Source organism: Rothia sp. HMSC069D01, assembly GCF_001810135.1.
In the GTDB taxonomy this organism is placed as follows: Bacteria; Actinomycetota; Actinomycetes; order Actinomycetales; family Micrococcaceae; genus Rothia.
Window position 1 is genome coordinate 1 of record NZ_KV800096.1, and the last position, 10,965, is coordinate 10,965.

Below are 10,965 nucleotides of genomic sequence, written 5' to 3' on the forward strand. Positions count from 1 at the left end.
TCGGTGCGTCGGCGGATTTCGCGGTTGAGGCGTTCGTTGGGGTTGTTGGACCAGATCTGGGTCCACACCCCGGTGGGGAAGGACGCGAACGCGAGGACGTCTGCCCTGGCTTGATCGAGGTGATCACACACGGCGGGGAGCTTGTCGTGGACGTAGTCCAAGAGCCGGTCGTATTGAGCGTTGACCGATGCCGCGTCGGGCTGGTCATACACCGAGTGCAGCATCGCTTTGACAGCGGGCCATAGTGCTTTGGGGGTGACGGACATGAGATTAGCGGCGTAGTGGGTACGGCATCGTTGCCAGGTGGCTCCGGGTAGGTTGGCGGCGATGGCCTCAACCAGGCCCAGATGGGCATCACTGGTGACCAGGCGCACGCCGGTCAGGCCTCGGGCGACCAGGTCGGCGAAGAACTCCTTCCAGGCTGGAGCGGTCTCGCTGGTGGACACGCGCACCCCCAGCACTTCGCGGTGTCCGTCATTGTTGACTCCGGTGGCAACCAGAACCGCGCACGAGACGACGCGTCCTCCTTCGCGTACTTTCATGGTCAGTGCGTCAGCGGCGACGAAGGTGAAAGGCCCGGCATCGTGGAGGGGCCGGTTGCGGAACTGGTCCACGTGTTCGTCGAGGTCTGTTGCCATCCGTGAGACCTGGGACTTGGACAGTCCTGTGATCCCCAGGGTTTTGACGAGCTTGTCCATACGGCGCGTGGATACTCCTGCCAGGTAGCAGTCAGCGACCACTGTGATCAACGCGGTTTCACAGCGTTTGCGCCGTTGCAGTAACCATTCTGGGAAGTAGGTGCCTGAGCGCAGCTTGGGGATCGCCACGTCGATGGTGCCGACCCTGGTGTCCAGGGGCCGGTAGCGATACCCGTTGCGCCTGGTGTGACGCTGCGGGTCTTGTTGGCCCCACTGGGCCCCGCACACGGTGTCAGCGTCCGCTGATAGCAACGCGTTAATGACGTGCTGGAGCAGGGAACGCATCAAATCTGGGGATGCCTGGGACAACGCCTCGCCAAGCAGGCCAGCAGGGTCGATAATATGAGGAGCGGTCATCGTTGTGCCTCCAAATCATTTCGAGTCAGAAGTAGAGAGCTTTCTCGAAGGATCACACGGTGACCGCACCCATCACAAGCAACGGGCCGATCACCACACGGTTACACCACTATGCGGGACGCTACTTGACAGGCAAACTCAAGCCTCGTTAATATTACATATTACATGGTTTGCCAGACCGAATTAACAAAGGAGGGGTGTCGTGGTTGGTCTTTTCCGCACGTGGATGAGCGCCTAGAAAGCGGCGCTGTTGTGGCGTCGCGCTGTTTTTCTGCACGCCATTTCACGATTGGACATAACCATGATATTTGAAACCTCTCGGGGCAGGTCTGTTCTGCTGTGCCATTCATGGCAATTCAAGCTTTGTTTCGTATGGGGCGGGGAGCTCGTTTCGACATTGACGAGTTCGATTCTCCAAATGGGTCTTATTTGGCATCTCGCCCTCACGACAGGGTCGTCTTCTCTCCTCTCCTTAGCATCGCTGGCAGGCTTTCTGCCGATTGCTTTGTTCGGAATCCTTGCGGGCGCCGTTGTCGACAGACTGCCTTTGAAACGTGTCCTCATCGGCGCCGACCTCTTCATTGCCGCGGTGGGTGCCGCCTTGGCGATTGCCTCGTTGGCCGGCAGCTTACCTGCATGGCTAATTCTCATCGCCCTGTTTCTCCGTGCAGTTGGTACTTCGTTCTACACGCCAGCCTCCCAATCTCTCACGCCCCATCTCGCCCCGCCAGAGCATCTCGTTCGCCTATCGGGGGTGACTCAGGCGATTCAGTCCGGCGGATACATTCTTGGCGCCGCGCTTGCAGCAGTGATTTATCCCGTGGCGGGCATTACCGCTATGATTGTCCTCGACGTGCTGGGAGCGCTTTTCGCTTCTTTAGCCGTCCTCGCCGCACAGATAGACGCAGGGGGCCTCGATGAAGCCGACCGCAGCTTGTCCTTTTCCAATAAGGTTCGAGAGCTCTTCTCTGAGATTTCGGACGGCTACAAGCTGATTAGGGAGTACAGGGGGCTGTTCGCCCTTCTTTGGTGCGGGTTCGTCTTCGCTTTCGCGTTCTCTCCGCTCGCGGCATTGTTCCCAATAATGACCTTGGGGCATTTTGGCGGTAGCACGGGGGATGCCGCTTTGGTGGAAATCCTTTTTTCTGCAGGCATGCTGGCTGGGTCCGGCATTTTGGCGGCCACGGGAGGGTTCCGCAATAGGTCGTTCACCATGGTCGCCGCGATTGCCGGCTTCGGCATTGCCGCAATCGTATCCGGATCGCTCGGCCCGTCATTGTTCGCTGCTTTCCTGCCGGTGAGCTTTCTTATGGGCGCATGCTCCCCGTTGTACGCGGGAACCCAGACTGCCCTTATGCAGGAGCAGATACCTCCTGAGTACCTAGGCCGCGTTTTCGGCCTCTACGGAACCATCATGGCGTGGGCCATGCCCATGGGCCTCGCAGCCCCCTCCGTTTTTGCGGATCTGCTTGGAGCTCCGTTATGGTTCGTCGGCTCTGGAGCGACCATGGTACTGCTTGCGATGGCTATGCTGCTTGCTCCGAGCGTCCGAAACGCGGGGAAAAGAGATACCGGGCAGATTCAATAGCCCAAGTATTCGAAAAAAAGAGGCAGCAGCCATCGGTTCAAGCGTCAGCCTTCAAGCCCTTGCGACGACGAGGTATTGCACCGACATTCCGCATCGCGCTCCTTATTCGTCGCCAACTATCATTTTCGGATTTGCCGGCTTGCGCAAGGTCAAAACGCTCGCGCCGGCAATTGGGCAAAGGCGAAAAATCGACGTGAGCAATCTTTTTTGGCATGGCTGCGCTTCCAGTAAAACGCTAATACACAAAAGGCGGTTCAACCTATGGAACTCATAGTCAAAGCTAAAGACATCTTTTTGGAATATGCCGGCCGCGATATCCTAGATATCGAAGAGTTGGAAATCTACTCCTACGATCGCATCGGCTTGGTGGGAGACAATGGCGCAGGCAAAACCAGCCTGCTTAAAATTCTGAGCGGCAATCTTACCATTGCGGACGCCGACGTCAGGCGCTTCGGCAGCATTGCCCTCATCGGCCAACTCGATGAACTCGACCTTGATGCGGCTCAGGACAGTGGTGAGATGCTCTCCCGTCTCAACGTCGCCGGAGTGGCGCAGGAGACGATGAGCGGCGGGGAGGAAACACGCGCCAAGATTGCCTCTGCACTCTCCCAGCATGCAAGCGCGATCTTCGCCGACGAGCCTACGAGCCACCTCGACCAAGACGGCATCCGCCTTCTCGTCGGACAACTCAAGGCATTTGATGGGGCTCTGCTCATCGTGAGCCATGACCGTCATTTTCTCGACCAGGTGGTAGACAAGATCTGGGAGCTCAAAGACGGCGGTATTTCCGAATTCTGGGGTGACTACTCCGACTATCTGCGACAGAAAGAAGAAGAGCGCAAAGCTCAGGCGACTCGATACGAAGAGGCGATGCGCGAGCGCGATCGCCTCGAAGCCGCCATCGAAAAACAACGGAAAAAAGCACGGCAGGTCGACGCCAAGCGGAAGGCTGCGAAAAAAAGCAACGAGTATGCAGGTCGATTGGGGCATCAGAAAGCAACCGGCACCAAACAGAAGAGGATGTACCAGGCGGCTAAGGACATGGAGAAGCGCCTCGAAGCGCTCGAAGGGATTGAGGCCCCAGATAGCATTCGCGCCGTGCGGTTCCGCCAGAGCAAGGCCCTGGAACTGCATAGTAAATTTCCCATCTCGGCAGACGATTTCAGCTTGAGCTTCGGCAACTGCATGCTCTATGACCACGCGAAATTCGAGATACCGCTCGGTGCCAAAGTGGCCATCACCGGTGGCAACGGTACAGGAAAGACCAGCCTGCTGAAGGCAATCGCTCGACGCGCCGACGGTATCAACATCTCTCCCAAGGCAGAGATCGGTTACTTCGAGCAAACAGGCTACAAGTTCGACGCCCGTCAGTCTGCGATCTCGTTCATGCAGGATGGTTGCGAGTACAGCATGACCGAAATTCGAGGCATCCTCGCCTCTATGGGAATCGGACCGCGCGACCTGACAAAGGACGTTGGCGTTCTCTCGGGAGGCGAAGTCATCAAGCTGCTACTCGCGAAGATGCTGCTGGGCAGATACAACATCTTGCTCATGGACGAGCCTGGAAATTACCTGGACATCAAGAGCGCCGAAGCCCTCGAGCAGATGATGAGCGCCTATGCCGGAACGATAGTGTTCGTCTCCCACGATAAGAGGCTGGTCGAGAACGTCGCAGACATTGTCTACGAAATAAAGGACACCAAGCTAGTCAAAATCTTTCAGCGCGAATAGCCCTAAATGAGCAAGAAATAATCCCCGAACGGAGACAAGGGAGTAAAACGGCAAAGAAAGAGCCTCCGTCCCAACGCAGGGAACGGAGGCTCTTTAATCGCTTTTACTCATCTCCGTCGCTGGTGGCTTTGTCATGACTCTCGTACGAAACGAAACTCAGCGGCACAGTGCGGCACTCAAAATCGCAGGTCAGAACCCTATCGGCCTACTCCCACTCGATGGCTTCAGTTTTACTGGCTCTTCCGAGTTGAGTGTGGGTGACCGGGTGTTGGTCGGGGGTTGCGGGTAGAGGTCGAGGTCCTTGATGATGAGCGGACTTCTACCCCCGCTGTCGTCAAGGACCTCGACAATGTCTCACCCTACCTGCTGCTGCTCTGTGTCGCTTGATCGTTGTGATCGGTGTGATCTGCTCGTCGACTTGGAGGGCTTCCATCTGATGAGTGCGGTTCGCACCCCAGATGCTCTGGTGCTCGATGTTGAGTCGTGCAACCAGCTGGCGGGGTGCCCAGATTGTGGGGTGATCGCTCAAGGTCATGGGCGTGTGGTGGTGGAGGTGATCGACGCGCCCTGGGCCGGGGTCCCGGTGCGGATCCGGTGGCATAAGCGACGCTGGATATGCCGCGAACATACCTGCCAGATCACGACTTTCGCTGAGCAGAACCACTCGGTGTGTGCTCCCAGGGCGCGTCTGGGTGTTCGGGCGATCCGCTGGGCGATCCGACAGTTGCGCTTCGAGGGAGCCACTATCTCGGGGCTGGCCCGCCAGTTAGGAACCACGTGGAATACCGTGTGGTCCCATATCAAGCCGTGTCTGCAAGCCGCATCTGATGACCCCGCCCGTTTCTCAGGGGTGCGGGTGCTGGGGGTTGACGAGCACGTGTGGCACCACCAGGACCGACGCCGACGAGGGCCCCGTGAGCTCACCGGCATCGTCGACCTGACGCGAGGGGAGGATCATCCCACGGCCCGCTTGTTGGATCTGGTCCCGGGAAGGTCTGGCACCGTGTACAAGAACTGGCTGGCCGAGCGCGGCGAAGACTTTCGCTCCGGTATCCAGATCGCGACGCTGGATCCCTTCCAGGGATATAAGAACGCCATTGATGACCAGCTCCAAGACGCCACCAGCGTGCTCGATGCCTTTCACATCGTCAAGCTCGCCGGTGACGCTCTCGATGAGGTGCGTCGTCGCGTCCAGCAAGACACGACCGGTCACCGCGGGCGCAAGGGTGATCCTCTCTATCAGATCCGCAATCTTTTGCGCGCCTCGCGTGATCGGCTCACGAAGCGTCAACAAGAACGACTCCGTGAGGCCTTCACGGCAGATGAGGCGCATATCAGTGTGGAAGTCGCCTACCACTGCGCCCAGCAAGTGCGCGACGTCTTCCATCAAGCCACACCCGCCCAAGGCCGACGCCTGGCCGCTCATCTCATCCAGCGCCTACCAACGTGTCCCATCCCCGAAATCGCCCGACTGGGTCGAACCCTACGCAAATGGAAGGACGCCTTCTTGGCCTACTTCGATACAGGAGGAGCCAGCAACGGCCCCACCGAAGCCATCAACGGAATCATCGAACTAGGAAGACGCACCGCCAGAGGCTACCGCAACCCCACCAACTACCAACTCCGAATGCTCCTCATCGCAGGAGGCCTAGATGCCTCCAACCACACTCAACTCTGAAGAGCCGTTTTACTGTCCCGACATTCCAGTTGTCCTCAGTTTTCGATGCCGTCTCAAACCGAGTGCCGCCAAGTAACACTATGTCGTGTTTCATCGGCTTCGGGGACAAAAGCCGGGGCAATCTCAAAAACTCATTCCAAACTCGGGGCTTTGAGTTTTCGTTTTTGTCCCAAAGGGCACGGCGGACAGCCTTTAGAGGTTCGATATCGACGAAAACGCCCGCTTTGAAACTCAAGTGCCTTTTCGTGTGCGAGCCGCCAGCTGCAATAGGAAGTGAATCAACGCAGGCGCCTTTCAAGCAGTTTGCAAAACTGCAGGTTGCAGGCCTTCATTGCTAGTAGGGGAAATGAGTAGTCTCAGGTGGCTTGCCCATGAGTTAGCGAGCAGGTTGGGGCTTCGTTGTTGGCGCAATCACTTCGTGCACACTCGAAAGGTCTGTTTAACTTCAGACAGGGCGCCAGTGCCTACGCGCAGTGGCGCAGATGATGGGCAGCAAGAGACAAGCATCTGCTGCCGCCCATCAGAAAGCATCGTACAGGCCATACCACACGTCGGTGTAGATGAAGTCGGCGCCCTTGATGCACTCGGTTGTCGTCGGAGACCTTGCAGTTCTCCTCGCCGATGGCCATGAGGTCGCCCATCTCCTGCGAAGGCGGGCGAGCCGTAGCTCGCCCGACCTGGTACGTCTTACAGACCGTGCTTACCGAGAGCGGCCATGCGCTCATTGATGGTGGCGCGGTATGCCGCAGCCTTCTGCTCGTCGGGCTCGCTCTGGGGGCACAGAGTGGCCAGGATGGCGCGAATGGAGTGCTTGCGGTTCTCGGCCTCGACCCAGCACAGGGAGCGCTCGGGATCGTCCATGACCTCGTCGACGACTTCCTCGCCACGGTTGGCGGGCAGGCAGTGCATGAACATGCTGTTCGGACCGGCAACGTTCATCATATCCCAGGTCACCTGGTACTTCGGATAGAACACATCCATGTAGCTGGAGCTGGAGACTTCACCTTGATTATCAACTTTATCCGAACACCTCCCACATTCATCCGCACATGTGCGGATGAATGTGGGAACCCGATACCCTGAGGGCCGGATCGGCCGGCCCCGGGAGATCGGAGGACGGCATGTCCGGAAAGAAGAAGAGCGGCTCCGCAAGGGCGGTCCCGAGGGCCTACGGAAGGCTCACGAGGCACGAGCGGGACACGGTCCAGAGGATGCTGGAGCGCAGGGCGTCGTGCAGGGAGATCGCGAGGGAGCTGGGCAGGTCGCCCTCGACGGTGAGCGCCGAGGTGGCGTCGCACAGGTTCGTGACGGCGCCGAAGGCCAGGCGCGGCGAGCGCGTGGACGCCTCCGCCGACCTGTCGGCGGCCTGCCCGCGCCTGGCGGCGTGGCCGCGCTGCTGCAACGGGTGCGGCCGGTACCGCGCGATCGGCTGCAAGCGCCGCCCCCACGTCTTCTACGAGGCCCGGGCCGCGCAGCTGTGCGCCGACTCGGTCCTCGTCTCGTCCAGGCGCGGGATAGACGCCGACGAGCCCGCCGCGGCGGCCAGGCTGGAGGCGATAAGGGACTGCCTGCGCCGGGGGCTGTCGCCCGAGCAGATGGCGGCGCGCAACGGCGGCCCGGTGGACCTGTCGCCGTCGACCATCTACCGCTGGGTCTCGGCGGGCTACGACGGCATGACCAACATGGAGCTCAGGCGCAAGGTCGGCTACAGGCCGAGGAAGCGCGCCGCGGGCCGGGCGGCGACCCGCCACTCCGCCCGCAGGTCGCATGCCGCGTTCCTCGCCCTCGGGGAGGACGCGTGCGCCGCGGCCTGGGAGATGGACACCGTCGAGGGGGCCCGGGAGGACTCCGCCTGCCTGCTCACGCTGCTGCACCGCCCCAGCAGGCTCCAGCTCGCGCTGCCGCTGGAGGAGAAGACCGCCGGGTGCGTCGCGGACGCCCTGGAGGGCGTCCGGGCCATCCTCGGCGCCGACGGGACGCGCCGCGTGTTCCGCGCCGTCCTCACCGACAACGGCGCCGAGTTCTCCGACGAGGCGGCGATCGCGGCGCTGCTCGGCGAGGGGCCGGGCGAGACGAGGCTGTTCTACTGCGACCCCAGGCGCAGCGACCAGAAGGGCGCCTGCGAGCGCAACCACGTCGAGATCAGGAAGCTGCTGCCCAAGGGCGCCGGAATCAGGTTCGACCGGCTCGCCCCGGCCGACCTGGCGCTGGCCATGTCGCACGTGAACTCCGAGCCCCGCGGCGCGCTCGGCTTCGCGACGCCCGCGCGCGCCTTCAGGGCGATGCTCGGGGAGGACGCGGCGGCGCTGCTGGACGCCTACGGCGTGGAGGACGTGCCGCTCGGCGATCTCGACCTGACGCCGGGGCTCATCGAGAGGGCGCGCGCAGAGAGGGGCGATGCCCCGCTGGCCTAGCCTAGGAGAAAAACGGAATAGACGGACCGACCGTCCGGCTGAGTCTGGGAAGAGGTGCCGGGCGGCGGGCGGAGCATGGCCACCGGACCCATCGAAACACATCTCCACCATTCCTTCAACTGGGAAAATGCCGCCCCCGGGGCCCGGATAGGACCTCGGGGGCGTTCGGTTAACTGCGGGAGCGTGCCGTCAGCTCAATGTGTTCGGTTGGGATCGGAAATCAACCAGTGATCTTACTGAACATATGGCGCACCTTGTCCAGGCGGCTGTTTGGACGGCGGGGCTGGATGACTGGCTTGCCGACAGCGGCCTGATACCCTTTCAGTTCTGTAAGGCATACGCTCTGCCCGTTGGTGTAAAAGGCCAGATCAGTACGGTATGCCTGTATACAGCGGGCGGGAATCTCGCCAGTAAAGACAACTTCATCCTTTTTTACCTGGACCGTTTCGATGGTGGCACAGTATTTCGGTGCATCATGATAAGCCCTGGAAAGATATTCCCGGGGCGCATAGAGGGTGAAGGAGAGATAAGGTTCCAGCAGTTGCGTCCCTGATTCCTTCAATGCCTGTTCCAATACAATCGGGGCCAATGAGCGGAAGTCCGCCGGCGTGCTGACCGGACTGTAATAAAGCCCGTATTCAAAGCAAATCTTACAGTCCGTTACGTTCCAGCCGAACAAGCCCTGCTCCAGCCCGTAACGGATACCATCCCTGACAGCGTTTTGAAAACTCTGGTTCAAGTATCCCAGCGAAACCCGGCTCTCGTATTGTACACCGGAGCCAAGCGGGAGTGGTGTAACAGACAGTCCGATGGATGCCCAAAACGGGTTGGGCGGCACCTCGATATGGATGGTGTGGCTGGCTGCTTTGAGCGGCCGCTCCATATAAATGACGGTGGGTTCCTTTACCACTGTTTCAAGCTTGTATTTTTCCGACAGCAAAGCGGAAACAACCTCCAACTGCACCCGGCCCAAAAAAGAAAGAATGATCTCATGGGTGATGGAATCCACCTCGCAGCGCAAAAGCGGGTCAGTATCCGCAAGTTGCGTAAGAGCGTCCAGCAGCCGTTCTCTTTGCGCTGCCGTTTTCGGCGCAATCGACGTCCGCAGCATGGGGAGGGGGTCCTCACGCCACCTTTTACGAGGGAGCCGGGTTGGGTCCCCTAATACATCGTTTAACCTCACGCTGTCGCTGGGAAGGATAACAATTTCACCCGGATAAGCGGTGTCTGTCCGAACAATTTCCCCTTTGGATGGAATACGCATCTCTGTGATTTTCAGCTTTTCTCTCCCGGCCAGGGCCACCGTATCCCGCAGGCGCAGCGTTCCGCTGTATAACCGTAGATAGACACGCCGCTGGCCGCAATCGGTGTACTCAACCTTGAAAACGCTGCCGCATAGGGCGGCGCCCCCCTGTTCCCCAATCGGTTGGAACAGCCCTGTCACCGCATCCATCAACGGTTGAATGCCAAGGCCATTTTTGGCGCTGCCATGATAGACTGGGAACAGGGAGGCGTCTTGAACCCGCTGCTGTTCCTCCCGCGCAAGTTTTTCCCGGCTGATTGGTTCTCCTGCGATATACTTTTCCAATAATTCATCGTTATTTTCGATGACCGCATCCCATGCTTCTATGTCGGTATTTTCCTCCAGGACTATTTCCGGGGACAGCGACACCGTCTGCTTGATGATAATATCGGCGGAGAGCTTATCCCGAACAGACTGAACCACGCTCTGCAAATCAACGCCAGCCTGGTCGATCTTGTTGATAAAGATAACGGTGGGAATGTTCATTTTCCGCAGGGCATTGAACAGAATACGGGTCTGGGCCTGCACGCCATCTTTAGCGGAGATCACCAAGATGGCCCCATCTAAAACAGCCAAAGAGCGGTACACCTCCGCCAAAAAATCCATGTGGCCGGGCGTATCCACAATGTTAACTTTACATCTGTGCCACTGGAAGGAAGTGACTGCCGCTTGAATGGTAATCCCACGCTGCCGCTCCAAAAACATGGTGTCCGTCCTCGTTGTCCCTTTTTCGACGCTCCCCGGTTCTGAAATGGCTCCGCTGGCATATAGCAGGCTCTCCGTCAAGGTCGTCTTTCCAGCGTCTACATGGGCAAGAATTCCAATATTGATTATTTTCATGTGATTGTCCTCCCTTTACAGCCCCAAAGGGCATAAAAATCCCCAGCAGTAAAATACTTTTACCACTGGGGATTATAAGTTGCGGACATACACATATACAGCATACACCTGTTTGTGATTGCTGTTTTTGGGGATATGTCAAAATTGATAAGGCAAAAGTATTCTTAAATTGGGTACAAAAAACTAAGCCCCTACAAAAGGAGCTATCATAATCCTTTGTTCCCACTATTTGATTATAGTTTTATTTAAGAATACCTTGCCGCATATTTTTTACTCCTTTTCTGGATTAAATCATTGTATCACATCAGTTTTAGGAAAGCAAGTAGGTCAAGTCCTGTGGAGTGGTGTAATCGTTT

7 protein-coding genes are annotated in these 10,965 nt (G+C 58.6%); 4 read left to right on the top strand and 3 right to left on the bottom strand.

Translation table 11 applies throughout. The features are described from left to right. A partial coding sequence (locus tag HMPREF2710_RS03655; RefSeq protein WP_070599566.1) for an IS256 family transposase occupies positions 1 to 1,055 on the bottom strand: 1,055 nt, incomplete at its 3' end. A 301-nt stretch (positions 1,056 to 1,356) separates the two neighbouring features. On the opposite strand from HMPREF2710_RS03655, the gene HMPREF2710_RS03660 reads away from it, so the two are divergent. The 3 genes from HMPREF2710_RS03660 (at position 1,357) to HMPREF2710_RS03670 (ending at position 6,052) form a co-directional block, all read left to right on the top strand. Further along, positions 1,357 to 2,643 carry an MFS transporter gene (locus HMPREF2710_RS03660; protein ID WP_005987410.1) on the top strand — a complete coding sequence of 429 codons (1,287 nt, stop codon included), beginning with the start codon at positions 1,357 to 1,359 and terminating at the stop codon, positions 2,641 to 2,643. A 261-nt stretch (positions 2,644 to 2,904) separates the two neighbouring features. Then, positions 2,905 to 4,374 carry a ribosomal protection-like ABC-F family protein gene (gene abc-f, locus HMPREF2710_RS03665; RefSeq protein WP_005987409.1) on the top strand — a complete coding sequence of 490 codons (1,470 nt, stop codon included), beginning with the start codon at positions 2,905 to 2,907 and terminating at the stop codon, positions 4,372 to 4,374. A gap of 349 nt (positions 4,375 to 4,723) precedes the next feature. Beyond that, positions 4,724 to 6,052, top strand: coding sequence for an ISL3 family transposase (locus tag HMPREF2710_RS03670; RefSeq protein ID WP_096740576.1), 1,329 nt, complete (start codon positions 4,724 to 4,726; stop codon positions 6,050 to 6,052). A gap of 687 nt (positions 6,053 to 6,739) precedes the next feature. On the opposite strand, the gene HMPREF2710_RS03675 is transcribed toward HMPREF2710_RS03670, so the two are convergent. Then, positions 6,740 to 7,027, bottom strand: coding sequence for a Rossmann-fold NAD(P)-binding domain-containing protein (locus tag HMPREF2710_RS03675; protein ID WP_204371245.1), 288 nt, complete (start codon positions 7,025 to 7,027; stop codon positions 6,740 to 6,742). A 146-nt stretch (positions 7,028 to 7,173) separates the two neighbouring features. Here HMPREF2710_RS03675 and HMPREF2710_RS03680 point away from each other — a divergent pair, with 146 nt between their 5' ends. Continuing rightward, positions 7,174 to 8,466, top strand: a complete 1,293-nt coding sequence (locus HMPREF2710_RS03680) for an IS30 family transposase (protein ID WP_005987407.1) — start codon at positions 7,174 to 7,176, stop codon at positions 8,464 to 8,466. A 220-nt stretch (positions 8,467 to 8,686) separates the two neighbouring features. On the opposite strand, the gene tet(W) is transcribed toward HMPREF2710_RS03680, so the two are convergent. Continuing rightward, a complete protein-coding gene (tet(W), locus tag HMPREF2710_RS03685; protein ID WP_049362095.1) occupies positions 8,687 to 10,609 on the bottom strand; it encodes a tetracycline resistance ribosomal protection protein Tet(W) in 1,923 nt (640 codons plus the stop codon). Positions 10,610 to 10,965: the final 356 nt, after the last annotated feature.

Coding starts and splice junctions, on each gene's coding strand:
- HMPREF2710_RS03670 (WP_096740576.1), top strand. CDS start 4,724: ATGTCTCACCCTACCTGCTGCTGCTCTGTGTCGCTTGATCGTTGTGAT.
- HMPREF2710_RS03680 (WP_005987407.1), top strand. CDS start 7,174: ATGTCCGGAAAGAAGAAGAGCGGCTCCGCAAGGGCGGTCCCGAGGGCC.
- HMPREF2710_RS03660 (WP_005987410.1), top strand. CDS start 1,357: ATGATATTTGAAACCTCTCGGGGCAGGTCTGTTCTGCTGTGCCATTCA.
- abc-f (WP_005987409.1), top strand. CDS start 2,905: ATGGAACTCATAGTCAAAGCTAAAGACATCTTTTTGGAATATGCCGGC.